The organism is Pseudomonas sp. MHK4 (assembly GCF_054600775.1).
Window position 1 is genome coordinate 139703 of record NZ_BAAIAK010000005.1, and the last position, 24733, is coordinate 164435.

A 24733-nucleotide genomic window follows, 5' to 3' on the forward strand; every position below is an offset into this window, starting at 1 on the left:
TTTTATTGCACTTGCTGGGGTGTAGGAAGATCAAAGGGATAGACCCGACGCCATTCAGACGCCATGTCTACGATAGTCCAACCTTGAAATTTTGCTTCATCCAAAGCCTTATCCAATCGGCCAATATCGGATTGTCGGTCGTAAGCCCATTCACGCTTGGCGTCGGTGTGATGCACCAATCCCATTAGGCTTTTGCCCGGGCCTTGCGCAGTCCACTGCAGCATTTGCAGGTCACCGTCGGAATTGCCGAACGCCAGGATTGGTCGTTTGCCGATCACCGCGTCGATGCTTTCCGGTTTGCCCGGGCCGTCATCGTTATGAGCCAGTTTTGGCGTGCGCAGGATCGACGCCTTACCGTTCTTGAACTGAAATGCGGTGACGAACGTCGTACCGATCACCTGCTCCGGTGGAATGCCATAAACTTTTTGCGCAAAGGCGCGCATGAACGCGGTATCGCCACCGGACACGATATAGGTCTTGAAGTCCTGGCTGCGCAGGTAATCGAGCATTTCCAGCATCGGCTGGAAGATCATTTCGGTGTAGGGCTTGCCGGTTTTCGGGTGACGGGCTTGGCTGAGCCAGGTTTTGGCGTAATCGTCAAACGCTTCGGTGGTGATGCCGGTGTGGGTGGCGCCGACAATCTTCAGCAAACCGTCCATGCCGGCAGAGGCCAACGCCTTGTGATCGTTTTCCAGCACAGCCTTGAACGGCTGCGTGGTTTTCCATTCCGGGTGCTGCGGCGCGGTGCGCTTGACCTCATCGAGAGCGAACAGCAACTCAAAGTACATCGGCTGCTCGCTCCACAGGGTACCGTCATTGTCGAACACAGCGATGCGGTCTTCGGGTTTGACGAAGTCCTTGCTGTCTTGGTCGGTCACGGCCTGGACGAACTCGATGATCTGTTTCTTCGAAGGGCCATCGTTCCAGGAGGGCAACGGTTCGGCCGCCTGCACTAGAAAGGGCAGGCTCAAGACCAGGGTCAACAGGAAAACCATCCAGTGATAATGGCGTTGAAATGTCGAGTTCTTCATGGGAAATCCTTCTCCTGAACCGGGTTGAGTGGGCGTAACGCCGGAGTGACGGGTGCCTTGTCACGTTCGGCCTGACTATGCAGCGTAGACAAGGATTCTCGCAGTTGACGCAGTGCCTGATCTTTGACCGATTCCCGGCCATAGCAGGCACGCAGGAAGGTTTGCAGGTGCGGGCTGAGGTGAGTCAACTTCAGGCCGTGACGGGTGCGGCGCGTCCAGAGATACAGGGCACTCAGCTGTGCCGGCTTGCTGTCGATTTGTGCCGGGATTTGCTGCCACGCGTAGTCGGCCGACGCTTGCCACGCGGCGTGCCTGGCCTGGCGTCGGGCCCGCCAGCCAATGTATAGACGGTGGGCGAGGGGGCGGGTGAACCAGCCGAGGGCCACTATTGCTGCCAGCAGCGCAAGCCAGCCGACCCAGTGTCCGGACAGGTGCAGGTGGTTTTGCTGGCCGAGTTTTTTCAGGTCTTCGGTGATCGAGAACACCGGCTGGTAAGCGGTATTGATCGTCGCGTCGAAAGTCAGGGCCGGCACGGTCGCCGTGCGCGTCTGGCGACTGTCGGCGTCCCACCATTTCAGCTCGATGGCGGGCAAGGTGTAGTGGCCTTCTGTGTCGATCCGGTAAGTCACGGTGTCGATACGCTGGCCGCCAGTGAAGTTGCCTCGGCCGTCGTTGAGGTTGTTGATCTGCGGCGCTTTCGGATAGCGGCTCAGGCCCTTGATGTCGCCCAGTGACGGGGTGGGCAAGGCCATGGCCAGGGCGCCATCGGCCTGCAGCGTCAGTTCCCGGGTGATGCTGTCGCCTGCCTTCAGCGGTGTGGCGGAAGGCGTCATTTTTTGCGTGAAGCGCAACGCCTGAGCGACCAGCACCGGCTCATCGGGCTGGAACCCCGGGGGCTGGGCAGCGGTGAAGTGTAATGGCTGACTGTTCGCACTCAGCTCATTGGTGGCTTGTCCGGGCGTGACGTGTACGGTCAGTGCCGGAATGTCGAACTCCTGGGCCAGGTTCGGCGTGATGAAGTAGCTGTAGCGCATGCCAGCGTAGGTTTTGCCGTCGAGGTTCTGGTTCAGGTGCTCGGCATGGCCGTCGGGTGGGCGCACCAGTGCGCCGGATATTTTTAGGTCAGGCAGGGTTGGTGCATCGGTGAACCAGGTGTCGGTGAGAATCACCAATTGCAACTCGACCAGGCTGCCAACCATGACCGAGTCGGCAGGTTGCAGGGTGGCCTGGACTTTCAGCTCGACAGCGAAGGAGTTAGTCGCGAACAGACAAAGGAGTATCAGAGGAAGTTTTGTAGTAAATGGACTTACGATAGACTCAACGTGATTTTTCAGGCTGATCATGGTTTACCCCCCACCTGATCCTGCAAGCTGAATTTTTGTTTGAGGAATTTGGCCGGCGAGGTGGTCAGGTTTTGCAGCCACTGTTCATCGGACGCGGCCTGCGCGGTCTGCACCTTTTTGCTTTGTCCCTTGCCCGGCGCCTTGTCCATCTTGATTTCATCAGGCTTAACCTCGGGGGTGTTCTTTTCGGCGTCTTCGGTGTCTTTCTCCAGGGCAATGGCCAGCGCCAGGTTGGCCGTGGCTTCCGGAAACTGCGGCTGTAATTTAAGCGCCTGGGTATAGGCGGCGATGGCCTGATCGAACTTGAAGCGGCGCACGTAGATATTGCCCAGATAAAAGTAGGCTTGCGGCGTGTCCAGCCGCGCGAAGCTGGCAAGCGCCAGGTCGAAGTCCGCAGCGTTGTACGCGGCCACGCCTTTCCAGTACGGATCGACGAACAGCGCGGCGGCCTGCGGATAGTGTTCATGTTCGAAAGCCCAGCGGCCCTGCTGGTCGCGGGTGAAGAAGGCGTCCGTCAAGGCATTGGCCTGAGCCGGCGCCGGTTGCAATCCCAAGCCCACGGCCAGCAATAAACCGGCCATCCAGTTCAGGCTCCAGCCCTTGCGCACGCTGAAGAACGCAATCAGCAGCAGCGGCCAGCACAACCAGTAACCGGCGTCTTTCCAGTGCAGTTCGCGCTGCTCGTCACTGGCAGCCTGGAAGTGTTGTTCGGCGTGCAGTTCGATCCAGTCCAGATCGTCGTTGTCGAGGGTCAGGCTGCCCAACGGGGCGTCCAGCGCGGATGCAAGTTGCTTGAGCGCGTCCTGGTCGAAACTGCCGATCTGCGGGCGCCCGTTGCTGTCGGTGCGAGGGCCGCCACCCGCGTCATGGATGATGCCACCATCCGTGTTGCCGACGGCCAGGATCATCACTTGAAGTTCACTGCCATCGAGTTGCTTGTCGAGCCCGTCAAGCGCCGAGGTGTCCGCGCCGTCGGTGATCAGCAGCAGGGTACCGGGAGTTTTTTCGGCGGCGAGCAGGCGATTGGCCTGATCGATCACGGCGCTGACGCTTTTCCCTGGTGTGCTGATGAGGTCGGTGCTCAAGGCTTGGATAAAGGTGTCGAGCAACGCTGGATCGTCGGTGGCTGGCAGCACTAGATGGGCGCTGCCGGCATAGGCGATCAGGGCGTTGCGTGCGCCGGAGCGGCGTTGGATCAGGTCGTGGAGCTTGTGTTTGGTCGCTTCCAGGCGTGTGGGCGAGACATCGCTGGCGTCCATGGAGGGTGACAGGTCGACGGCGATGATCAGCGGCGCCCGGTTTTCCAGAAAGTCTGGTCGATCCTGTTCCCAGGTTGGCCCAGCCGCCGCAATGGCACCTAATATCAATAACGCGCACACCAGATGTACAGGGCGTAGGCGATGAGGATCTTTTGGGGTTATCAACAAATGTGACAATAGATGCGGCGCGATACTGTTGCGCAGACGCTTTTGCAAATCACGACTGTGCCGCCAAAAAAAGGGCAGCGATGCGCCGAACAAACCGAGCAGCAACCAGTAGGGGCGCAGGAAGTGGAAGTCGCTTAGATTGATGTCCATCTCAGGCCTCCTGCTTTTGACGCGCGAGCATCAGCCGTGGAAGGAGCAGGGCACCCAGGTGATACAGCGCCAACAAGCCGATCGCCGCGCCCAGTGGCCACCAGAACAGGTCGCGCTTGGGCTGATGGCTTAGGGTTTTCACCTGATGCGGAGTGAGTTTGTCGAGGGTGCTATAGACCTGATCCAACGCATTGCGGTCTTCGGCGCGGAAGAACTGCCCGCCGGTGGCTTTAGCAATGTCGCGCAGGCCTTGCAGGTTGACCTTGGCTTCACCCTCGGCATTCGGGTCGCCGATGCCGATGGTGTGGATCACCACGCCTTTCGCAGCGGCCATAGCGGCCGCGTGATCCGGGGTGATGGCACTACTGGTGTCGTTGCCGTCGGTGAGCAGGATCAGCACCTTTTCCTGCTCGTGAGCTTGATCCAGCATTTTCAGGCTCAAGCCAATGGCGTCGCCGATGGCAGTGTTCGGCCCGGCCATGCCGATCCCGGTGTCGTCCAGCAACAGCGACAGGCTGGCATGATCGAGGGTCAAGGGTGCCTGCGGATAAGCACCGGTGCCGAACACGATCAGGCCGAGGCGATCCTCTTTGCGCTTGTCGATAAAACCATGCACCACTTCCTTGACCGCTGCCAGACGATTGATTTTCTGGCCATTGACGTCGGTGAAGTCGGTGGTTTCCATGGATTGGGACAAGTCGATGGCCAACATCAGATCACGCACCGGTTGCTGGCGCTCGATGGGTTTTTCCACCAGTACCGGGCGACTGGCAGCGACCAGCAACAAAGCCCACACCACTAGATTCAGCAACAGTTGCCAGCGATTGCTGCGGGTGCCAGCTTGTCTCGGAGCCTGGCCGACAGCGCGGCTCATCGCCCTGAAGAACGGCACGCGCACGGCGCTGCGGGCTTCACGGTAGTCGGGTAGGTAGCGATAGCCGAGCCACGGCAGCGGCAGCAGGATCAACAACCAGGGGTAATCAAGCTGCCACATGGTGATGCTCCACCCAGTTCTTGCAGGTACTGAACAGCGCCTCACGCTGCTCATTGGGCAGGGCAAGCAACGTGGCGTCCGGTGCGTACGCCAGCAGGGACAGTTGCTGGCTGAAGTCGGCAGGCAACGGCTGTTTGCTGTGCTGCTGTAAAAAGGCCTGCCAGTCCTCCTTCCCCAAGGCCGCCGGCGACCCCGGTAGAAGCGGGCCTGCTCCCGATGAGGCTCTAACATTCGACATCGATGTTGGCTGACCAGACGCCTTCGCGAGCAGGCTCGCTCCAACAGAGGCCGTAGCTGGCATGGAGAGGGCCACGCGTTTCAGTAACTCCGGCAGCTCGCGCAGCGCATTGAGGTCATTGCCGCGCTGCTGCAACTCCGCAAACCGCAGCAGGGCTTCACGCCGATACCGATCTCGACGCCATTGCCAATAACGCCGTACGCTCACCAACACCACAGCAAGCACCAATAAACCTAGAAGCACCCACCAGCCCCAGGTCTGCGGCGCGTAACTGACCGGCGTCGGCAGTGCCATTTCCTTGAGTTGATCGATGCTCGGAATGTTCGGATTCATCGGCGTCCCCCGGCCAGCTTGCCCAGTTCGGCGCGCAGTTGTTCCTGGGCGTCGCTGGCGGTGCTGAACATCATCAACGGCACCTGGCTGCGCCGCAGCAACGTGGCAACATCCTTGAGCCGGCCACTGAGAAAATCCCCCAGGGGCTGATGCACCTGACGCTTCTCCACTGCCAGTTCCACCTGCAACTGGCCCTGGGTGATCAACACCCGGCCATTGGTTGGCAGGTTCAGCGCCAACGGGTCGTAGACCTGCATGGCGATGACATCGTTGTGCGCCGACAGTTGCCGCATCAGTTGCAAGGTGCGTTCATCGGCCCCGGCAAAGTCGCTGACGATGCAAATCAGGTGATCGTGGCCGGCGACGGCCAGGCAATGCTGCAGTACCTTGTTGAGCTGGTCTTCGCCTTCGGCATCCGGGTTGGCTGCGTTCAGCGCCTGATTCTGTTCGGCGATGCGGCTGCACAGCGCTTCGATGCGTTTGCGACTGCGAAGGGGGGCGATACTGTCGATGCGCTGATCGTTGAACACCAGTCCGCCGACCCGGTCACCGGCGTTGAACACCATCCACGCGGCCAATGTGCCGAGTTCGGCGGTGATCGCGGATTTGAAGCTGCGTTGCGAGCCGAAGAACATCGACATGCGTTGGTCAACAAGGATCAGCGCCGGGCGGTCGCGCTCCTCGGTAAACGTACGCACCACCGGTTTGCCGGTGCGGAGGGAAGCGCGCCAGTCGAGGTGACGCAAGTCGTCGCCGGGCTGATAGCGGCGCAACTCGTCAAAGTTCAAGCCACGCCCGCGCAGGCGCGATGCGTGGTTGCCGGCCAGGATGCTACCCTGGGGTTGGCGTGCGCTGAAACTCAGATCACGGGCCTTGAACTCCAGGGCCATCAATTGCTGAAGCGAGACGTAGACCAATCCGTCGGCGTTCATTATCCACCTCAGGCAGGAATGGCCACTTTGTCGACCAGGCGGTCGAGTACCTGATCGGCCGTCACGCCATCCGCTACCGCGTCGTAGCTCAATTGCAAACGATGGCGCAGCACCGGGTGCACCACGGCGCGTACGTTGTCCGGGGAAACAAAGTCCTGGCCCTGCAGCCAGGCGTCGGCCCGGGCGCAACGGTCGAGGCCGATGCCGCCACGGGGGCTGGCGCCGATATTGATCCAACGGCCGAGGTCGGCGTCGTAATCGGCGGGGTGGCGGGTGGCATTGATCAGGTCGATCAGGTAGCTGTCGATGGCCGGGGATACGTGCACCGTACTGACTTCCCGACGCGCGGCAAAAACCACGTCCTGGGAGAGTTTGAAGCCGTGCATAGCGGTGGTTTTTGCGCCGAGGGCCTGTTCTTCTTCACGTAACAGGCGCAACACTTGGCTTTCGTTATCCGCACTCGGGTAGTCAAGCAACACCTTCATCAAAAAGCGATCCATCTGCGCTTCCGGCAGCGGGTAGGTACCTTCCTGTTCGATCGGGTTTTGAGTTGCCACTACGATGAACAACTCCGGCAGCGCGTGACTGTTGCCGGCCACAGTGATTTGCCGTTCTTCCATGGCCTCCAACAATGCCGCCTGCACTTTGGCCGGGGCGCGGTTGATTTCGTCGGCCAGAATCAGATTGCCGAATAACGGCCCTGGCTGGAAACGGATCTCGTTTTTACCGTCAACCTGATGCAGCACCTCGGCACCGGTAATGTCTGAGGGCAGCAGGTCGGGCGTGAACTGGATGCGGCTCATCTTCGCGTCCAGGTGTTTGGCCAATGCCTTGACTGTGCGTGTCTTGGCCAATCCGGGCAAACTTTCAAGCAGCAAATGCCCGTTAGCGAGCAGGCCCACGAGGATCTGCCGGATCACCTTATCTTGACCCAACACCGCTTCGGCGATGCTGGCTTGCAGGGCGTTTATGTCGTTGAGCGCTGTCATGCGGTTTTCCTTTTTTAAGCATGAAAGTCAGAGTCAATGAGATAAAACAGTAGACGAAACGCTGGAACGCTCAAATATTTTGCTTGAAATGGACGCCTTCAGCTTTTTTTCCATCCCGTGTGGACGCATCCCTGAAAACCTCGTCAATAATTGAGCGTTCAAATCCTTTTACATCTTGAGAACCTCTTCGGAAAAGCGTCGCTCCCACCCCATTGGGCCAATATATTCCTACAATGCCCCCATAAATGTTTCGAGAATCAACCACGCATCGTAATTTGCGGGAAAATAATCTGCTTGGCTCAATAACGATGTGAGCCAAACCACACAGGCTTCTAGCTAACCTGTCAGGAATTACGGCGTATTTGTCTTTTTCGCTAGCGCTAATGTAAATGATAGGCAATGAGCAGCTGAGCTTTTGATCAAATATAGAATGCGCAATTTTTCTATCGGCTTCAGTGTCTTTTAATGTTATTGGTGCGATCTCAATAGGGAGTTCACCGTCCAGCCCACCGCCGAATTGGCTGACTAATCTAATGGTTAAACTCGAATTGTTGAGTCGTGGAAGCTGGGTAGGGAGTTCCTTAACGGCTTCAAGTGAGCAAAATTTTATCCAGAGTTGACTTTTATCTACTCTTGTTTCGATTCGAATGGTCAGGTTATACGTTGGCGACATTTTATGATATGTCAATGAGCTTAATGAGGTGTTTTCTACTTGTGGCTTGGAGAAAATAATATGCTCTTGAAGGTTTGAAAGCTCAAAGTTATTGTCAGGATTAACTCGATTGATATCATCAGGTTTGAAGTTGGTGTGGGGTAGGCATAATATCCAGCTCATGCATTCTTGGATGACATTTTCGATGCGTGGCATTTTGCTGAGTGGGAAGTTATAAGTAGCGCACAAGTTTTTGTCCTCCAAAGAAAATAAATGTATTTTTCTGGTGTTCGTATTAATAAATTGAAGTTTGGTTGTGGGCATTAAATCATGTGTGTGACTCGTCGCAATTGTCATCTTTGTTGTGATCAGAGTAGCAGCGAATTCTGAAGTTGCAATTGATTCGTCGCCTAGGGGGTTGCGAACGCAGTCTTTGCGAGCATTCGACCGCGAATGACTTAACGAAAGATAAAAGAAAGTTGGTGGTTTGGATAGAGCATGGTTTGGCGATGGAGCTTCGATTGATGCAAGTAAGCATCCAAGGCAATTGCTAAATTTGTTCGATCGTCTTTGGGTGCACTTCCAAGGCGCTACCAAGCGAGGAGGTGTTTTTTGTACTTTCCGTAGTTAAGATATATGTAAAATTTTGCGAGGGAATAGTATGAAGACTGTCTTATGGATGTTAGCGTGGGCGCTGTTGACGGATACACAACTTCTACCAAGAACGAAATACGGCAAGAAGAGCCTAAACAGGTTTTGCATTCAAAAAAACCGATAAAGTCATCGCTGAATACGTTCAGCATGCATGGCAGAATATGCCTGTTTTTGAGGGAAATTCCGAGGCAACGCAAGAATCTGGCAGTAACGGAGTTACACGGTGTCGACCGTCGGCGAAGCATATTTAGTCGATATTCAAGCAGACGCGGATCGCTCAACAGTTAAGTATTTCGCCATGACGTATCGCTGGATATCCAAGAAGCACTTGACCTCGCTGCAGATTTGTCTATGAACCTATTCAAAAACAAAGCTCGTTTTGAGGGATTTATCATGCCCGATTTATGCTAGGACTCGCTTGGTTTGCGGTTATGCGGGAAGGATATACAGTTTCGTGCAGATAAAAGCCCGCAAGAAAATGCGGGCGGAAAATTCCAGAAGAGTTTGGTTCACTCCGTACTTGGGCTATGAAACATCGTATCAGAAGCGCCAGGTTGCTCCGCCGCCTATGATGTGCAAAGCCGAATTTCGATAGGTGCCTGAAAGGGTCTCTCCCGAGCGCGACTTGGTTTGCTCGACGTCCATATTTCCCAACCAGACGAGAGTGTAGGCCGCGTGCAAGTCCAGCTCTTCATCGACCTTGTAGTTGATCCCGGTGGCCAAGCGCCATGCCTCCCCCATGGGATTGTCAACGGTGCGATCCTTGTCGTCCACCGCTGAACTGTCGTAGCCAAGGCCCATGCTCCAGCGCAGCTTTGAATTCGCTTGGTACTGAGCCCCGAGAGAGGCATGCCAGGTATCCTTGTACTGACGGTCGACAGTACGGCTGACGTTAGTGGCGTTCGCGTCAACCTCCACCCCGATGTTGCCGAACTCACTCCAATCCTGCCAACCGAGACTGCTGAGCAACTTCCATTGCGGGTCGAGATCGTACGCGACGCTGAGCAGCGCTGTTTGTGGAACCGACATGTCCAGTTCCAGAGAGTCGACGTCCAGGCGGCGTAATGCAGCGTTGATGATCGGGTTGTCGACCTTTCGCACGCTGGGGCTGTCCTTGAATTCCAGATTAATCTTGCTGGTGTAGGCGAGGCCAATTTTGGTGCGTTCGTTCAGCCGATAGAGCAAGCCAAGGTTAATTCCTGTACCGACATCGGTGTCCTTGTATTCAAGCTGGCCATCTGGGCTGTCGCGTAGCCCGAGCAAGTTATTGTTGATGGCTGTTTCGTTGCGGTAATAGGCGTACATGATGCGTGGGCCAATACCGATGGATAGGTCGTCGGTGAATTTGTGCGCCAATGTCGGCTGGAAGGAAACACCAATGATCGCCGCCTCCTGGTTAAAGTAGCGACCAGCCCAGTCATCGTCGTAGTCCAGAGCCAAGCCGAAGTTACCGTACATGCCGAAACCGATGGCGGAGCGCTCGTCAATCTGATGGCTGATAAAAAAACTGGCGCCCGGCAGGTACTGCAACGAGTTGCCGCCTTCATTGCCGTCGAATTGATTGTGGCTGTCGCGAGAAAAGGTGAGATCACCCAGAATAACTTGAGCGTTGGCATTGACCTGTGTACCAGTCAGTTCGGTAATGCCCGCCGGGTTACTCATCAGCACACTTGGATCTGTTGCCAGTGCAGCGGCTCCCGCGTTAGCCAGGCCGTTGCCTTCCTGCCCTGTCTCGTAAATCAAGATGCCACCAGCCCAGGCATTGCTGGTGACTAGGCTCAAACCAAAAGCCAACGATAAGGGTAACCGAAGAGAGTAAGAGCTTCTATACATTACGCGTCCTCTGCGAGGCTCTCAGGCACGAAGGAAAATCTTGCGTGCTGATAGTAAAACGGCCGCAAAGATGCTTACCTCTCAGGCTGCGTCAAGCATTGCAATGAGTCAAGGCAAGGCAATCTTTTAGGCCGTATTTAGGTACTACTTGGTTTTAAGCTGTTTGTATGATTTGACGATATCTTGTGCCCAAATATCGAGCACTCCCCTGAAGTCTTTGGCTTGCACGACTTCTGAGGAGTTTTCCAGATCAGCACCAGCGCCTTTACGAACCACTTGAGCCACTACCTTACTATTACCACCATCGAGAAACGCCGCTTCAGTGGCGAGGGTAGTGTCCTGGTCGCGAATGCCGGTCGCTGCACTGACACCAGCGGCCACCAAGGCAATCGGGATGATCTCGTAAGGACGCAACCCCTTAGTCTTGGCACTGACAGCAGTAATAGCTGGACGCACAACCAACACGCCTGGGCCAGGGCCAGTAGCTAATGGAAGCTCTCTGGCAAATGCATTTTTCAAGGCTTGATCATAAAACTGAGTAATGCCGTTAAGGGCACTTTGGGGAATTTTCTCGGTTGGCTGCGGTGGTGGATACAACTGGCTATGTTCGACAAAAACGCTGGTGTAGCGGTTCGCGTCCACTTTCGGATCGATCCAGCGCATGACGGGTTCGCCCGATGGCGACTTTTCCTCTTTTAGAGCGCTGTAATCCTTGAGGAAGCCCGAGTACTGATCAGAATCAACATAGGGGCTGGCGCAACCGGCGAGCGCCAGGATCAATACACATACGGCGACTGGCTTAATTTGCATAAAGGCTCCAGAGTAATTTTTTGAAATCGTTAGGGCGTCTAGGGCAGCTACTCTGACGGTAGCGCTTTTGAGTGCGGCCATCTGTTGAGGATATTCTTTAAGGAGCGGATACCACTTCTGGGCCTTGCGCTTAAGCGGGCCAAAAGCTGCAGCGCGCTTCTTAGACGGTATCTCATGGTTCACCTTCCATTTCTTGTAGTGCCAATTCGCCATTAAAGCTGGGCAGCGACGAGCTAATCTAAAAGTAGTAGGAATTGAAAAAAAATCGAGTACATACAGGCAGTATTAATAGAGCCTGTCAGAACAAGGTATGAAACGGCCCGGCGCACCGTTGTAAAATGAGAAGTATTCCTCAAGGTATCGATTTTGAATTAAACCAGCAGGTAATTGACGCATGCTTGGTAATAGCCATCTTAGTAGAACGCCTAAGCTTCAAGGGGCTCGCTTCCGGAGCCAATCCGCGAAAATGTTTTTAACCACGGGAGTGACATTGAAGCCAAGCATCCACCGAGGGCCGAATGCATCGGAACGCTCGGTGTAGTAATTGACTTCCACACCAAAACGCCAAGGTGTGTCGCCAATAATTATTGTTTTGGCAACTGTGAGATTGATGGGCACCGTCCATTGATCGGTTTCCCAATCGTAAGTCATGGTCGGATTAGTGCCGTAGATCCAGGCATTACCGGGAAGAACGAGGGCCAAGGGTTGTATGGAGGTTCGATTGACGGGGGTCTCGCCCCAACCGGCCACGTCCCATTGGTGGGAAGGGAAAATACCCACGATATACGTTTGAGTCTTTTTAGCCACAAAGAACTCCGGGCCGAGACTGACTTGGCCGTTACCTAGTTCGCTTTTGGTGGCAGTAGGCAAAGAGCCAGTGATACCGACTGACCAAATATTGCCTGACGCGGAACCATGCCCATAAGAGAGATCGAATCCCATATCGCCCAAGCCGGTTTCGTTTTGGAAGTTTCCCGTTTGATTGTTGTGTACAGGCCCCTCGTAAATAATCGGTATCGCGGGACGGGCGAAAATCATATAACCATCGTCGAGACTAATCGGAAATGAGGGCTGGAAGAGGGTACCGAAACCATGTTTATCGGCGCCGGGAAGCTTGCCATCAAACCAGTACATCTCATTCTTAAATGTTAGCTTGGCGAGATCGGTGTTCGGGTTCGCGAGTTTTTGCGCCACCGCATTAGCGGAGTCATTTTCTTGCTCCTGCGCAATTGCTCCCTGAGTGTTGACCAAGGAGATTAGGCATAAGAAGGTAGGGATAGGAAAAGGGATGCGCATGGTTAATCTCCATTGTCAACTTGACGTTAGGCGCAGCCGAGCTTGCCAACCCATCTATGACTCAGCGTCTCACTTTGTATGGTTTTCGGATGGCCTTTGATTTTCGGTGCCTACCGATGGGAGCGGCCCTATGAACATTTTTTTCAGACGATCATGTCCGATGGCACGCGCAAGCTCCGAGATAACGCAGTACATGAATATCAACGTAACGAGCAGAAGCTGTACCGCCCAAAATTGGGGCCAATTCATAGAGTTCCAAAGCGTGGAGTTCGCATCCATGATGCTCGGAGCTTCTTTCCAGAACTCATATAGCCGTTCCAAATAATGAACAACAAGCGCGACCAAGGTATACATAAGCGTCTTCCAGGTGACATTCCAAATCAGTGGCTTTTCCGGAAAGCGGTTAATAAAGGGCAACATATCTGCAACTAATACTGACTTGCCGAGTATTAGAGAAGCAATCAGAACCGACGCTGAAACCGGAAGCGAAACGCCCGTTCCTTTAATCATGAGCGAACGGATGGCCGCTACTATGTGCAGAATGACGAAAAAGAATAGCGTAGGTGGAATTGCCTTGATGACTTCATGCTTTATGGTGAGCAGCACTGCTTTCATATTGTTCCCCTGGGAAAAGCTTGTGACCATAGATCGTTCCAGATTAGTACAAAATTTGGATTCCCCATCCGTGTGTCGAGTGAGTACCTCCAGACCAGGAACCGCTTGTCGTTGGAAGCGTGTCGTGATGCATTGGAGGAGGGGCGGGTCGAATCGCTGTAGCCTTCCAGCGGAAAAAACTGTATAGGTGGCAAAAAATAGTGAAGAAAAGAGGCTGCCGATGAACTGTTTGATATGCGCTGGTACAGCAGAGCGTATTAATTGCAAAGGGGCTTGGGAAGAAAGAGATTGCCCGAGTTGCGGACGGTATCGCGTGGCGGATGCGTTGGTTCTAACGCTAATGGAGCAAGGGCAAATTTTCGATGTGGGAAAAACCAGGGAGTGGCTTGCGAATAGGCGCCGAATCGAATGTGTGCCTTGTATTGAGGTCGAGGAAGCGTTATTAATTCTGTGACGGATGATGTAAGGACTTATGGTTTTACCATTAGCCGTCAATGCGAAATGGCGCAGAGGTCTTGTTCAGTTTCGTTTGAGCGCTATGGATTGCGGTTGGGCGGGTAGATGACTATGAACCTTATAGGGTCAATCCACTTGGGGCGATGCCGTCTGTCGCCTTCACTCAGGCATTTGTTACTCTGAGGTATTGTTCAACACCTGTTCATGGGCAACACGCAATACCTGAATGGCATTCGACAAATGGGGAAAGCCAACCCAGCGGTAATGTTCACCCTCAAGTAAACCAACCGTCGCACTTTCAACCAAAGCGGCCGAGTCTATTCCGCTGGCAACCACAGCTCCAATAAACGCAACAAGTGCCTGCTCAAGTGCAATTTCGCGATCAGTCACCATACATCTCTCCTTGAACCATCTCCTTGTCAAGCGGTGAGATTAATAACTCACTTGCAGTCATTTCGCCACTACTTTCTGTCGCATTTGGCGAGGCTAATGAAATTCAAGCTCAGCGGCGACCAGTTAGGGCTGAAGGTCATTGAAAATTAGGCGTACAAGAAAGTGAATGGCTCCAAGTCCTCCAGTTATTTCTCACCTATGCTGTTGGCATTCTTGACCAATTAGATGAATTGGGGGTGCTAGATGCGTCTTGTGAGAAAGGCTGCGGTGCTGCTTATAGTCGGGGTTGTAGGAACAGTTTGTGCACAAGAAATGCCGAGAGAGGCACAACCCTGTGTCGCCTGTCATGGCGAACATGGTTTGGGCACAGCCAAAGGCCCGATGCTCGCAGGACTGTCGAAGGAATACATTTACGCACAGATTGGGCACTTCATTTCTGGGCGGCGCAGCAACATACAGATGAGCCCAATGGCTCAGGGCTATACCGACCCTCAACTGCGTGAACCCGTGGCAGCCTATTTCGCTGCCCAAGGGAAACAACCGCAATTGCAGTTGCGAGGACAGCGTCAGCCTAAGTCGCTCGCGGAGCAGCTCTACTATCAGGGTGACCCCACACGGGATATACCTGCTTGCTTTAGCTGCCATGGGCCGGCCGCAGTGGGAGGAGGCCCCTTCCCGCGTCTCGCTGGGCAGCAGGCGGATTACCTGGGTGCGCAATTAGTAGCTTGGCAGAAGGGCGAGCGAAGTGGTGACCCGGATAACATGATGGGCACCATCGCCAATCGTTTGAGCGGAAAAGATATTCAGGCGCTAGCTAGCTATCTGTCGTCTATTCGGTGAGGAAACAGTCATGAGATTTGCCAAACTCAGGCAGGTGATACTGCTCTGCAGTGTACTTCCGAATCTAGTCCTGGGCGCCTATCCGGACATGCAAGATGAAATTGCAGCCCAGCCCAAAGCGGCTGACCTGCACTATTTCACGCCGCGTGACCTGTCGCGTATTCCCAACGACGCTTTTGGTGACAAGGTGCGCAAGGGATACGAGCTGTTTGTCGATACCCAGCAACTCAAGGGTCGTTATGTTGGCAATACGCTCAATTGCACCAACTGTCATTTGGATGCCGGTACAAAAGCCTATGCCGCGCCAATGTGGGCTGCCTATTTAGCCTACCCAGCGTTTCGCAAAAAGGATAACCGGGTGAGCAATTTTGCAGAGCGCATCCAAGGCTGCTTCAATTATTCGATGAATGGAAAAGCTCCAGCTATTGGTTCCCCCGAGTTGGTGGCTATGTCCGCTTATTCATATTGGTTACTAATGGGTGGGTTGCTCGATATGTACGGCATGCGGGACAAGCCCGTGCCCGAACTCAACGACACGCGACTTCAACTGGGTGGGAGAGACGACTCGTTCGTCCTTCCTGGGCCACTGACAGGTCAAGTCAAGCTGGCCGGGCGCGAGCACATGCCGGGCCGCGCATTTGCTGCTCTGCAGGAACCAACCCAGCCAGCGTCTCCCTTACGTGGAAAACAGGTCTACGCCCAGCACTGCGCGGTGTGTCATGGTGAACAAGGCCAAGGGCGCTTGATGGCCGGCGTCCCCGTCATCCCTGCACTCTGGGGGCCGGAGTCCTACAACTGGGGAGCCGGAATGCATAGGGTCAATACTGCCGCCACTTTCATTTTCGAAAACATGCCGCTGGGCAAGGGGGTGCAACTCGATGTTCAGCAGGCCTGGGATGTGGCGGCGTTCATGAATAGCCGCGAACGACCGCAGGATCCCCGATTTGACGGTGACCTATCAAGAACCACCAAAGCGTTTCATGACTCGGATCAGGGCTATTACGGTAAGACCGTTGACGGTGCGCCGCTGGGAAGTCAGGCATTCCCTGCCGGGATCCAGCCCTAGTAGGCGGGAGTCGTAGAGGAGTCATCGAGATGACGGGGAACTGCTCGATTAATAATCGAGAATCGGAATATCGATAAGGCACATGCCCGATGCACAGCCGCTCGTAAACAGGTTCAGCCCTGCGCAGTGATACTGGCTTTGCTTTGGAACATGGCGGTATCGGCCTTGAACATCAGCTCGTCGAGGTATTCACCATCTTCCGGGTACAGCGCCACGCCAAGGCTGGCACTGACCTTGATCTGGCTGTTTTTCCAAGGAATGGCCAAGGCGATGGCCTTGCAGATTTCCTGGGTGACACGCTGGATATCGCTACTGTGATGCGCGCCGTCGAGCAACACGACGAATTCGTCCCCGCCCATGCGCGCGGCTATTTCGAACTCGCGAATATTGGATTTTATGGCCCAAGCCGCGTGGATCAGGATGGCATCGCCCGCCTGGTGGCCGAAACGGTCATTGACCTGCTTAAAGTTGTTCAGATCGATATAGCACAGCGCCAGGTGCTCCCCACAACGCTCGGCGTTGAGCAGCTTCTGAGTAGCGAAGGGGATAAAACTGTTGCGATTGGGCAAACCAGTCAGGCTGTCATTGAAAGCCAGTTTGCGTACTTCTTCTTCGGCCTGTTTGCGTAACTTGATCTCGTTGTGCAGGCGGCGCTGGGCCCTCAACAGAATCAGGGTGAGCATCAGCGCCAGCGCGCAGCCAATGCTGATCAGGACAATAATTTTGCGCAGTCGCTCAAGCTGTGGCGGATTAGGATCATAGATGAAGTCCTTCAGACCTTCGATATTGCTGACCATGCCCAGTTCGAGGAAGTCTTCAGCCATACGTTGCCAGCGCCCGGGGTTCATGTGGCCGATCTCGATCAGGTCGGGTAGCACCAGCGCCCGCATGGCTTGAGCTTCGAACTGCAGGTGTGCGCGGCTTTTCTTCACCGAATACTGATTGAGCAGCAGGTCTATGATTTGCTCGGGGTTGTCCATCGCATAGCGCCAACCACGCAGACTGGCGCGGCGGAAGGCCTCGGCCCGTTGTGGATGATCGTCAATCTCGCCCTGGCTGGTGAATAAGATGTCGCTGTAGAAGTCGATCCCGTAGGTGATGGGCGCGATAATGTTGTAGTCGATGCCGCGCTGTTGCAGGTAGAAGGGCTCGTTGGTCAGGTAGGAGTTGAAGGCCGTCACTTTGTCGTTGGCCAGATCCTCGACTTTAAAACTGCTGGGTAGCAATTGCAGTTTATCGAGGGCTATACCCTCGTGGCGAAACATGGCCAGAAACTCGGCATCGGTCTGTGCATCCATCAGCATCACCGGCTTGCTGATCAGATCATGCACGGAGTGAACACCTTTGTCGGCGCGAGCCAGGAGCACTGAGGGGGAGTGTTGAAAAATCACCGCCAGCGCCACCAAGGGCTTGCCCTGCAAACGTGCGTAGAGCAATTCGCTGTTGGCTTCGCCGTACTGGGCGCGCCCGGAGAGCACTTCTTCGACCGGTGTGATGCTGGGGCCACCTTCGTGTAGGCGCACCTCCAGACCTTCTTCGCGGTAATAGCCCTGGGCGATGGCGGCGTAGTAGCCAGCGAACTGGAACTGATGTTTCCAACGTAGCTGGACGTCAATCACCTGTACGTCGTCATTCTGTTGGGTGACGGGGTTTGCCCACGCGGCCTGACCTGAGAGCAGCACGAAGAACAGCAGTCGACGCAGACGAGTCGACAAGGCTCTCTCCGGCTGGCGTGGCGTGATAGAGCAGCAACAGAGACTGGGCATGGTGGTCGTCCGTGAGTCGCGGTTATTGCTTAGGGTGCGGGACTTCGTGTGGCATTGTGGCATCACTTATGCGGTACCAGCAATCACGTGTCGGGATAAGAAAAACGGCTTCTACGGTTCCCCGAGTTCTGCACGAAAGCGACCTTCACCTCATCGATTGAAATTTTGAAGCGCTCGAACTCCAGGCTCTAGGTAAAGGAGTAGCGGTTGAGGCGTGCAAGCTGGTGAAACAACTAATATGCGACCTTATGCGTGCGACCGCTGTTGGCCGAGAGTGTGTAAAAACGCCTGCGCGAACCCTTGCTATGATTTCTGAGGATTTCATCGCAGGGAACCGCCCATGAAGCGCTTTATCCAAGGTGAACAGTACGCGGAAATGAAATGAAATTCTTCTGGACTACACTCGATGAGTAGTTGTAGCCCACGCGCATGTTGGACAGGACATGTGAACTCTTTGCTTCAAAAGAGAGCGACTCATTTATGGACAGCCCCTCCAATCCAAAGAGCACCCTAAATCCGCCGGTGTTCTATACCAGCGCGATTCTGATTTTGTTGTTGGTTCTTTACACCGTCGTCTTTCAGGTCGAAGCCCAGACTCAGTTCGATCACATACAGCGCTGGATCAATACTAATGCCAGTTGGTTTTATATCTTGGCTGTCGCCCTGATTCTGATCAGCGTGGTGTTTCTTGCCGTGAGTCGCTATGGGGATATCAAGTTGGGGCCGGATCACAGCGAGCCGGATTATCGCAATAGCAGTTGGTTTGCCATGCTGTTTTCCGCAGGCATGGGCATCGGCTTGATGTTTTTTGGGGTGGCTGAGCCGGTCATGCATTTCACCAGCCCGCCAGTGGGCGAGGGTGGCACAGTCGCCGCAGCGCGCGAAGCGATGAAAATCACTTTCTTTCACTGGGGCCTGCACGCCTGGGCGATCTACGCAATGGTTGCGTTGATCCTGGCCTATTTCAGCTTTCGCAATGGCCTGCCACTGACCTTGCGCTCGGCGTTATATCCGTTGATTGGCGAGCGAATCTACGGCCCGATTGGTCATGCCGTGGATGTATTTGCCATCCTCGGTACCGTGTTTGGTGTGGCGACTTCGTTGGGTTATGGCGTGCTACAGATCAACAGTGGTTTCCATCACTTGTTCGGCCTGCCTGTGAACACCACGGTTCAGGTCATATTGATCACGGCGACTTGCGCGCTCGCAACGCTGTCGGTCGCCAGCGGACTGGACAAGGGGATCCGCATACTGTCCGAGATCAACCTCGGGTTGGCCGTAGTGCTAATGATCTTTGTACTGTTGCTGGGGCCGACGGTTTTTCTGCTTCAGGCTTACGTGCAAAACACTGGCGCGTATTTGTCAGACATCGTGAACAAGACATTCAACTTGTACGCCTACGAACCCACCGACTGGATCGGTGGATGGACGCTGTTGTATTGGGGCTGGTGGCTGTCTTGGTCACCGTTTGTGGGGTTGTTTATTGCTCGCATATCGCGCGGTAGAACCATTCGCGAATTTGTCTGTGGTGTCCTCTTCGTACCGGCCGGCTTTACGTTGTTGTGGATGACAATATTCGGCGATTCGGCAATCCATATGATTCTCAACGAGGGCGTCACAGAGTTGGCGAAGGTGATTGATCAGGACAGTTCGCTGGCGTTATTTGCCTTTCTAGAGCATTTCCCTTTTTCCGGTTTGATCTCGATGCTGGCAGTCCTGATGGTGGTGGTGTTTTTCGTCACCTCCGCCGATTCGGGGGCACTGGTGGTCGACATGCTGGCGTCGTCCGGGCATGACCACTCTCCATTATGGCAGCGCATTTTCTGGTCGGTGACGATCGGAATAGTGGCCATTGCACTGCTGCTGGCCAATGGGTTGAAGGCACTGCAGACCGCAACGATCGCCAGTGCCTTGCCGTTCTCGATCATTCTGCTGGCGTCCATATGGGGTTTGTTCAAGGCGCTCAGTCTGGACGCTACCCGCCGTGGGCTGCGCAACCAGGCGTTGCCTGGGCTGCATAACACCCGCCACCCTCATGGCGGATGGCAGCGGCGATTGCGCGGTATTGCGATGCGTCCCCGACGTGCCCATGTCAATCGCTTCATCACCGAGGTGGTCAAACCCGCTTGTGAAGAGGTGGCTGGCGAATTGCGCAAGCAGGGTTATGAGGTCACGGTGAATGAGTCCGAGGGTGGCAGTGTGGTATTGGAGTTGTTGCAGGCAGGGGAAGGGCGCTTCCTCTATGAAGTACGCCCGCGTGCGTTCACCAGCCCGAGTTTCGTGGTTGGTGATAGCGAGGATGGCTCTGACGCCCGCAAATACTTTCGCGCTGAAGTCCACCTGCGAGAAGGGGGGCAGGACTACGACATCATGGGCTGGAGCCGTGAGGACGTGATCGGCGATATCCTCAATCAGTACGAACGTTATTTGCACTATCTGCATCTGGTGCGCTGAGCTCAGCCGCTATGAACCCCGGCACAATAATGCGACTGCTGAGTAGGTCTTTATCAATGGCAATGAAAGATCAGTACTCTGACGGCCACTTTTTCCGATACCAACGTTCGAACTGGTAAATACCGATGAAACATTCTTCAATGGAGATGTAAATGGCATCAGGGCAAGGTCTTTGCGCGGCTGTACGCTTTTCCCTGGGGTTGAACCAAGATTTTATTATCGCTGCCATTGCACCCTGTGCCGCAAGCTGGCCGGGGTCGGCCATAATGTCGCCACGCTAGTCAAGGTTCCAGACTTTTGTTGAGAAGCAGAGCAGGATGCGATCACCTGTCAGCACAAACGTAGCGGGTAGAGAAACGATTTTTGCTCACGATGTGGTTCGACCGTGCCGAGTGCTATTCACTAGACGCCTTGCTTCTGGATCCCGCTTGGCCTTCCAGATGGCGAACTGGACATAGAGTGTGTTGAGATTTCTGCACCGATGACGCTATGCCACGGGATGAGCAACGCAAAAAAAACCGTTGCGTAGCGTCGGATTTACTTGAGTTTCTTCTACATGAACCAGATCAACAATGTTTGATTCGGGAAGTTGATCAGCATAGGGAAACAAGCGATCCAAGCATTTTCACACAGCCTGGGCCGATAACTATCTATTCATCGCTTAGCGGGATAATCCGCAGCTCATATTCGAACGACAAGCGGTCGTACTACTCACCGATTGATTGATCCAAATTAATGTACAGCCGGTTATGCATTGACCTGAATGCGATGTGCCAACAAACTTTTCTTCTCTTTTTTCTTTCTAGAGGTCTGCCTGATGCGTAAAGTATTATCTTTCGTTGTACTAAGCCTTCTTGTATCGCAGTACTCCTTCGCCAGCGAAACCAGCAACACGGCTATCGGTGGCGGTGTCGGTGGCGCCCTTGGTAGCGTCGTCGGTCAGGCTGTGGGAGGGAGCACTGGCGCTGCGATTGGAGCCGGCGTAGGTGGCGCGACTGGGGGCGCAATGACCGCGAAGAGTGGCAAGAAGACCGAGTCAGCTATTGGCGGGGGGCTCGGTGCAGCGGGTGGACAGGTAATCGGCAACAGTGTCGGTGGTTCCACCGGTGGCTTGATCGGCGCTGGACTGGGCGGCGCAGCAGGTGGTGCTATCGGCAACAATATGGCCGATGACAACGACCACCACGATTCCGATTACAAGCATAAAAATAAGTACAAGAATAAACATAGACACAAGCATGACGATTGATCTTGGATTCCGAGACTGAACATTGGACGCATTCTTTGAAAAGGGGGGGGACGTAGATTTCTCCCTATTGATCGGCTATCAGGCGGTGGCATTCATTTCTGCGTCTTACAGCAGCGACGTGATATCGCGGCATTGCCAAGCCACTCGCGGGCGCCAGGTTACTGGCGGTGCTTCCATTTGGTGTGCGTGCACCTACTTCGTGGGTATGCCGCTTTGCAGCACGAATATGCAGCCTAGCCCAATCAGGATGGCGCTGCTCACGCAAGGTACCAAACGTTGGAAGCCTGTCGCCGAGAATGGGCCGCGAAGTAGCGAAGCGCCTGGCACTGCCATCACGTCAGCCAGGGAAAAGACCAGGTTGACGAAGTTGCTAATCAACAGAAATTGCAGCCATACCGACGCGGCGCTGGTGGCATCGACGAATTGCGGTAGAAAGGTCAGAAAAAACAATGCCGTTTTCGGGTTGAGCACTTCCACTACCACGCTGTCGCGCAAAACCCCCAGCTTTCGTAGCGGCTCTGCCGTCACGGGTTGGCGACTATTGATGATCATCCCGCCCCCCAACCAGACCAGATAATCGACGCCGGCCAGGCGAATCACGTCGATCGCCATTGGTGCTGCCTGAAGCAGTGCGGATAGCCGACTGTCATTCTGGTGCCATCAGCACCGCGAGCGACATATTGATGAACTCTTCATTCTTGCTGATTGTGTCCAAAGCACCGCGTACGTTGCCGGCGACCTCCGCTGATCCGCGCTGTTCGACCCAGAGCGTGAGTTCCATGATTGCTGCTTCAAGAGCCAATTGATTTTGGTTGATTTTGAAGAGTACGGCAGGGAGTAAGTCTGCATTCGACATCGGGATACCTCCATAGAAAGAGGTCAGCGTAGCAGGCGGGTGTTATTCCTATTCGAGCCGCATGGGAGCTCAGGGCAATGCTCCTATGATAGAAACCAGGTCTCTGGGCGCAACAGCGTGGAGGCGAGTGAGACATCGCATCGGCTCAGTGGGCACTAGGCGATGCATGCATCAACTGAATCGGATGCTCGGCATTCAAGTTTGAGCAAACCGCCTCTGCCTCAGGCCTCGCTTTGAACACTCCATGCTTGCTAGCTGAGCCTCCCTCAACAAGATCGACGACCCTGTATCGCTTGCTGCCATCGTCCAGTGTGGTGGTCTCGATCACTCTGAATCTTGGGTGCATGGTTGCTTTCCGTGCATGAGATTGGTGTCCTACAAGTACCCGCAAAAGGAGACGACTTCAAGAACGGGACGGGCTTCAGCTGAGACAATTTATTACAGTGCAATGCACTCGCCTTTGCGGGAAGGCCGGCTCAGCAGTAGGTGGTGTGAGGATGCATTTTTCTTAAGGTCGCTGCTTCGGGCCGGCGGGCCCGGCTGAGTCAGCTTGAATGACGTCGGGGGCACTGACCAGAGACGGTAGTATGGTGCTGTCATCGATCAAACCGACCCTGCCTATTGAGCAACTGCTCGTTGTATCCCGCAAAACCAAACACCAATCAAGAACTTGCTGAGACGAAGGATTAGAGATGGAATGTACTTTTACCCTGACGTACCAATTGCTGTCTGACGACAAAGATATGGATGCGATTATGGATCGCTTGGCGGAAGCAGGCTGTGATGATGCTTTGGTTGGAGTCGGACAGCCAGGTCGCCTGGCATTGGAGTTTGTCCGTGAAGCAGCCTCTGCACATGACGCAATAGAGGGCGCCATAGAAGACCTGCGCCGAGCCTTACCTAACGCACGCTTGATCGAGGCAGCACTCGCTCTATGACTGACTGCGGTCGCCATACATTGCGCGGGTGGCACATGTGAGATTCGATAGGTGATGTGTTCGGCTGCGGAGCTAAAGCTACTTCGGCTATCGCTCTTTCGGGCTTTAGCCCGGCTCCACTTTACCTCCTCACGTTTGGTCGCCGTTGCTATGAGCCGGCAAGCAGTACCCGCCAGTAGATTCTCCGGGGCACGTTTACAGATCCGGATAATCATCAAGCTTAAGGCTAGGAGCGCCTCCGTCCTCCGGCTCGCGCTTGGGCGTATGTATCACTCCGGCTTCAGCATCTGCACGCATCTGGTCGAGCTCTTTGTGAAATGCCTTGTCCTGAACCGTGGGTTTGCTGGTGTATGGTTTTCGGTCAGGTACAGGCTGGGCTGCGTAAGTCGTTACCGCGTCTGGATCGTGCTGCAGCTTTTCTTGAACTTGCGATTCCAGCATTGCACGGAGCGCATCTTTGTCGGGACGGTTCAGCAATTTGTTACTCCTATTCGGGAGCCAGGCACTAGCCATTCGATTGGTACATTGAGCCGTTGGTAAGGGCAGGGCCGTTTATTTCGTGGTTGCATCGCAGATTGGCAGTTGCCCGGATTGCAGGTTAAAAATCCTGGTAAGCCTACCAAGCCTTGGCGGCAACCGTCTGTGATGAAAATGATGTCATAGCTACAGTCTTGGATGCAGCTTTCGAGATGACTGAAGTAACCAAACCCTCACCTGCCTTTTTTTGCATGGAGGCTCAGAGGGCAGCGAGCAATCGTTCGAGCTGTTCTCGCTCCCAGGCGCTCAACAGCTCGACAGGGTCAACTCCATCGCGCTCCCAGAGCTCAAGCGTCCCGATTCGGCCATCAGGCGACCTGCAGTAATCGCAGTAGTCCAGGGTGTCACAGTCATTGAAAAGCGTGAGCTGCCAGCCATCAATCTCCACGGGCATGAGGCCGTGGTAGATCTCGCTCCAGGACTGGATGGAGCTTCGCATCATGATGCGTTTGCCGAGCGCGACGTCCGTCAGCATCTGGTAGACCTCGCGGGCCGGTAGGAGAGGGGGCGTGTTCAAAGTGTTCTGCGCTCGCGTCGTCGCTTGCCCATAGCCAGGCTGCGGTATGAAGTGGCGTGAATGGAGAGGTCGCGCCTTCGGGCAAACCAGACCCGGCTAGCCTTACAAACTCGAAACCTATCACTCTGGCGACATCAGCACCGCAAGCGTCATGTTGATGAATTCCTCGTTCATGCTGATTGTGTCCAAAGCGCCACGAACGTTGCCGGCAACCTCTGTTGATCCACGCTGCTCAATCCACAGTGACAGCTCCATGATCGCAGCTTCAAGCGCTAACTGATTTTGATTGATCTTGAAGAGTAGGGAAGGGAGTAAGTCTGCGTTCGGCATTGTGATTCTTCCGTGAGTAAGCTCAAAAAATGCA

Annotated in this window: 24 protein-coding genes; 5 read left to right on the top strand and 19 right to left on the bottom strand. The window is 54.7% G+C overall.

Annotated features, from left to right (window positions below):
- Positions 1 to 2 precede the first annotated feature (2 nt).
- The 13 genes from ACYP2Q_RS14940 to ACYP2Q_RS15000 all read right to left on the bottom strand — a co-directional run bounded on the left by ACYP2Q_RS14940 (position 3) and on the right by ACYP2Q_RS15000 (position 14146).
- Positions 3 to 1031 (bottom strand): HAD family hydrolase, encoded by a 1029-nt coding sequence (locus ACYP2Q_RS14940; RefSeq protein WP_105755009.1) that lies wholly within the window; start codon positions 1029 to 1031, stop codon positions 3 to 5.
- Entirely contained in the window at positions 1028 to 2374 is a 1347-nt protein-coding gene (locus ACYP2Q_RS14945) for a hypothetical protein (protein ID WP_459731146.1), read from the bottom strand. Before ACYP2Q_RS14945 ends, ACYP2Q_RS14940 begins: the two co-directional genes overlap by 4 nt.
- Positions 2371 to 3951 carry a VWA domain-containing protein gene (locus ACYP2Q_RS14950; protein ID WP_459731147.1) on the bottom strand — a complete coding sequence of 527 codons (1581 nt, stop codon included), beginning with the start codon at positions 3949 to 3951 and terminating at the stop codon, positions 2371 to 2373. The genes ACYP2Q_RS14945 and ACYP2Q_RS14950 overlap by 4 nt, the downstream gene beginning before the upstream one ends.
- 1 nt (position 3952) lies before the next feature.
- Positions 3953 to 4945, bottom strand: a complete 993-nt coding sequence (locus ACYP2Q_RS14955) for a vWA domain-containing protein (RefSeq protein ID WP_459731148.1) — start codon at positions 4943 to 4945, stop codon at positions 3953 to 3955.
- On the bottom strand, positions 4932 to 5516 hold the full coding sequence (locus ACYP2Q_RS14960; RefSeq protein WP_459731149.1) for a DUF4381 domain-containing protein: 585 nt from the start codon (positions 5514 to 5516) through the stop codon (positions 4932 to 4934). The genes ACYP2Q_RS14955 and ACYP2Q_RS14960 overlap by 14 nt, the downstream gene beginning before the upstream one ends.
- Entirely contained in the window at positions 5513 to 6448 is a 936-nt protein-coding gene (locus ACYP2Q_RS14965; RefSeq protein WP_459731150.1) for a DUF58 domain-containing protein, read from the bottom strand. The genes ACYP2Q_RS14960 and ACYP2Q_RS14965 overlap by 4 nt, the downstream gene beginning before the upstream one ends.
- Before the next feature lie 8 nt (positions 6449 to 6456).
- A complete protein-coding gene (locus ACYP2Q_RS14970) occupies positions 6457 to 7437 on the bottom strand; it encodes an AAA family ATPase (protein ID WP_459731151.1) in 981 nt (326 codons plus the stop codon).
- A 70-nt stretch (positions 7438 to 7507) separates the two neighbouring features.
- Positions 7508 to 8338 carry a hypothetical protein gene (locus ACYP2Q_RS14975; protein WP_459731152.1) on the bottom strand — a complete coding sequence of 277 codons (831 nt, stop codon included), beginning with the start codon at positions 8336 to 8338 and terminating at the stop codon, positions 7508 to 7510.
- Positions 8339 to 9283: 945 nt separating this feature from the next.
- On the bottom strand, positions 9284 to 10576 hold the full coding sequence (locus tag ACYP2Q_RS14980; protein WP_459731153.1) for an OmpP1/FadL family transporter: 1293 nt from the start codon (positions 10574 to 10576) through the stop codon (positions 9284 to 9286).
- A 144-nt stretch (positions 10577 to 10720) separates the two neighbouring features.
- Entirely contained in the window at positions 10721 to 11386 is a 666-nt protein-coding gene (locus ACYP2Q_RS14985; protein WP_459731431.1) for a DUF3313 domain-containing protein, read from the bottom strand.
- A gap of 432 nt (positions 11387 to 11818) precedes the next feature.
- Positions 11819 to 12682: a hypothetical protein gene (locus tag ACYP2Q_RS14990; protein WP_459731154.1), complete on the bottom strand. Its 864-nt coding sequence runs from the start codon at positions 12680 to 12682 to the stop codon at positions 11819 to 11821.
- A 69-nt stretch (positions 12683 to 12751) separates the two neighbouring features.
- Positions 12752 to 13297: a hypothetical protein gene (locus tag ACYP2Q_RS14995; RefSeq protein WP_339555565.1), complete on the bottom strand. Its 546-nt coding sequence runs from the start codon at positions 13295 to 13297 to the stop codon at positions 12752 to 12754.
- A 630-nt stretch (positions 13298 to 13927) separates the two neighbouring features.
- The gene (locus tag ACYP2Q_RS15000; protein ID WP_339555566.1) at positions 13928 to 14146 is read right to left on the bottom strand and encodes a hypothetical protein; all 219 of its coding nucleotides are present in this window, start codon (positions 14144 to 14146) and stop codon (positions 13928 to 13930) included.
- Between the two features lie 243 nt (positions 14147 to 14389).
- Here ACYP2Q_RS15000 and ACYP2Q_RS15005 point away from each other — a divergent pair, with 243 nt between their 5' ends.
- Together ACYP2Q_RS15005 and ACYP2Q_RS15010 are read left to right on the top strand one after the other, a co-directional pair.
- Positions 14390 to 14986: a c-type cytochrome gene (locus tag ACYP2Q_RS15005; protein WP_339555567.1), complete on the top strand. Its 597-nt coding sequence runs from the start codon at positions 14390 to 14392 to the stop codon at positions 14984 to 14986.
- A 10-nt stretch (positions 14987 to 14996) separates the two neighbouring features.
- Positions 14997 to 16052, top strand: a complete 1056-nt coding sequence (locus tag ACYP2Q_RS15010) for a c-type cytochrome (protein WP_105754993.1) — start codon at positions 14997 to 14999, stop codon at positions 16050 to 16052.
- 113 nt (positions 16053 to 16165) lie between these two features.
- Here the strand turns inward: ACYP2Q_RS15010 and ACYP2Q_RS15015 are convergent, their stop codons facing one another.
- Positions 16166 to 17767, bottom strand: coding sequence for an ABC transporter substrate-binding protein (locus ACYP2Q_RS15015; protein WP_339555568.1), 1602 nt, complete (start codon positions 17765 to 17767; stop codon positions 16166 to 16168).
- Between the two features lie 531 nt (positions 17768 to 18298).
- On the opposite strand from ACYP2Q_RS15015, the gene ACYP2Q_RS15020 reads away from it, so the two are divergent.
- Together ACYP2Q_RS15020 and ACYP2Q_RS15025 are read left to right on the top strand one after the other, a co-directional pair.
- A complete protein-coding gene (locus ACYP2Q_RS15020) occupies positions 18299 to 20272 on the top strand; it encodes a BCCT family transporter (RefSeq protein WP_339555569.1) in 1974 nt (657 codons plus the stop codon).
- 817 nt (positions 20273 to 21089) lie between these two features.
- Positions 21090 to 21521: a glycine zipper domain-containing protein gene (locus ACYP2Q_RS15025; RefSeq protein WP_459731156.1), complete on the top strand. Its 432-nt coding sequence runs from the start codon at positions 21090 to 21092 to the stop codon at positions 21519 to 21521.
- Positions 21522 to 21713: 192 nt separating this feature from the next.
- Here ACYP2Q_RS15025 and ACYP2Q_RS15030 read toward each other — a convergent pair whose 3' ends face one another.
- The gene (locus ACYP2Q_RS15030) at positions 21714 to 22151 is read right to left on the bottom strand and encodes a LysE family translocator (RefSeq protein ID WP_339555597.1); all 438 of its coding nucleotides are present in this window, start codon (positions 22149 to 22151) and stop codon (positions 21714 to 21716) included.
- 16 nt (positions 22152 to 22167) lie between these two features.
- Positions 22168 to 22377, bottom strand: coding sequence for a hypothetical protein (locus tag ACYP2Q_RS15035; protein WP_339555570.1), 210 nt, complete (start codon positions 22375 to 22377; stop codon positions 22168 to 22170).
- Between the two features lie 692 nt (positions 22378 to 23069).
- On the opposite strand from ACYP2Q_RS15035, the gene ACYP2Q_RS15040 reads away from it, so the two are divergent.
- On the top strand, positions 23070 to 23315 hold the full coding sequence (locus ACYP2Q_RS15040) for a hypothetical protein (RefSeq protein ID WP_445262225.1): 246 nt from the start codon (positions 23070 to 23072) through the stop codon (positions 23313 to 23315).
- Between the two features lie 195 nt (positions 23316 to 23510).
- Here the strand turns inward: ACYP2Q_RS15040 and ACYP2Q_RS15045 are convergent, their stop codons facing one another.
- The 3 genes from ACYP2Q_RS15045 to ACYP2Q_RS15055 form a co-directional block, all read right to left on the bottom strand.
- Positions 23511 to 23792 carry a hypothetical protein gene (locus ACYP2Q_RS15045; protein ID WP_339555571.1) on the bottom strand — a complete coding sequence of 94 codons (282 nt, stop codon included), beginning with the start codon at positions 23790 to 23792 and terminating at the stop codon, positions 23511 to 23513.
- Positions 23793 to 24051: 259 nt separating this feature from the next.
- A complete protein-coding gene (locus tag ACYP2Q_RS15050; protein WP_445262226.1) occupies positions 24052 to 24369 on the bottom strand; it encodes a DUF7693 family protein in 318 nt (105 codons plus the stop codon).
- 120 nt (positions 24370 to 24489) lie between these two features.
- Positions 24490 to 24699, bottom strand: a complete 210-nt coding sequence (locus tag ACYP2Q_RS15055; RefSeq protein WP_339555573.1) for a hypothetical protein — start codon at positions 24697 to 24699, stop codon at positions 24490 to 24492.
- Positions 24700 to 24733 lie beyond the last annotated feature (34 nt).

What these genes read in the sequence shown, in the direction of transcription:
- ACYP2Q_RS14940 (WP_105755009.1), bottom strand. Translation starts at nt 1,031, where the DNA reads ATGAAGAACTCGACATTTCAACGCCATTATCACTGGATGGTTTTCCTG.
- ACYP2Q_RS14945 (WP_459731146.1), bottom strand. Translation starts at nt 2,374, where the DNA reads ATGATCAGCCTGAAAAATCACGTTGAGTCTATCGTAAGTCCATTTACT.
- ACYP2Q_RS14950 (WP_459731147.1), bottom strand. Translation starts at nt 3,951, where the DNA reads ATGGACATCAATCTAAGCGACTTCCACTTCCTGCGCCCCTACTGGTTG.
- ACYP2Q_RS14955 (WP_459731148.1), bottom strand. Translation starts at nt 4,945, where the DNA reads ATGTGGCAGCTTGATTACCCCTGGTTGTTGATCCTGCTGCCGCTGCCG.
- ACYP2Q_RS14960 (WP_459731149.1), bottom strand. Translation starts at nt 5,516, where the DNA reads ATGAATCCGAACATTCCGAGCATCGATCAACTCAAGGAAATGGCACTG.
- ACYP2Q_RS14965 (WP_459731150.1), bottom strand. Translation starts at nt 6,448, where the DNA reads ATGAACGCCGACGGATTGGTCTACGTCTCGCTTCAGCAATTGATGGCC.
- ACYP2Q_RS14970 (WP_459731151.1), bottom strand. Translation starts at nt 7,437, where the DNA reads ATGACAGCGCTCAACGACATAAACGCCCTGCAAGCCAGCATCGCCGAA.
- ACYP2Q_RS14980 (WP_459731153.1), bottom strand. Translation starts at nt 10,576, where the DNA reads ATGTATAGAAGCTCTTACTCTCTTCGGTTACCCTTATCGTTGGCTTTT.
- ACYP2Q_RS14985 (WP_459731431.1), bottom strand. Translation starts at nt 11,386, where the DNA reads ATGCAAATTAAGCCAGTCGCCGTATGTGTATTGATCCTGGCGCTCGCC.
- ACYP2Q_RS14990 (WP_459731154.1), bottom strand. Translation starts at nt 12,682, where the DNA reads ATGCGCATCCCTTTTCCTATCCCTACCTTCTTATGCCTAATCTCCTTG.
- ACYP2Q_RS14995 (WP_339555565.1), bottom strand. Translation starts at nt 13,297, where the DNA reads ATGAAAGCAGTGCTGCTCACCATAAAGCATGAAGTCATCAAGGCAATT.
- ACYP2Q_RS15000 (WP_339555566.1), bottom strand. Translation starts at nt 14,146, where the DNA reads ATGGTGACTGATCGCGAAATTGCACTTGAGCAGGCACTTGTTGCGTTT.
- ACYP2Q_RS15005 (WP_339555567.1), top strand. Translation starts at nt 14,390, where the DNA reads ATGCGTCTTGTGAGAAAGGCTGCGGTGCTGCTTATAGTCGGGGTTGTA.
- ACYP2Q_RS15010 (WP_105754993.1), top strand. Translation starts at nt 14,997, where the DNA reads ATGAGATTTGCCAAACTCAGGCAGGTGATACTGCTCTGCAGTGTACTT.
- ACYP2Q_RS15020 (WP_339555569.1), top strand. Translation starts at nt 18,299, where the DNA reads ATGGACAGCCCCTCCAATCCAAAGAGCACCCTAAATCCGCCGGTGTTC.
- ACYP2Q_RS15025 (WP_459731156.1), top strand. Translation starts at nt 21,090, where the DNA reads ATGCGTAAAGTATTATCTTTCGTTGTACTAAGCCTTCTTGTATCGCAG.
- ACYP2Q_RS15035 (WP_339555570.1), bottom strand. Translation starts at nt 22,377, where the DNA reads ATGTCGAATGCAGACTTACTCCCTGCCGTACTCTTCAAAATCAACCAA.
- ACYP2Q_RS15040 (WP_445262225.1), top strand. Translation starts at nt 23,070, where the DNA reads ATGGAATGTACTTTTACCCTGACGTACCAATTGCTGTCTGACGACAAA.
- ACYP2Q_RS15055 (WP_339555573.1), bottom strand. Translation starts at nt 24,699, where the DNA reads ATGCCGAACGCAGACTTACTCCCTTCCCTACTCTTCAAGATCAATCAA.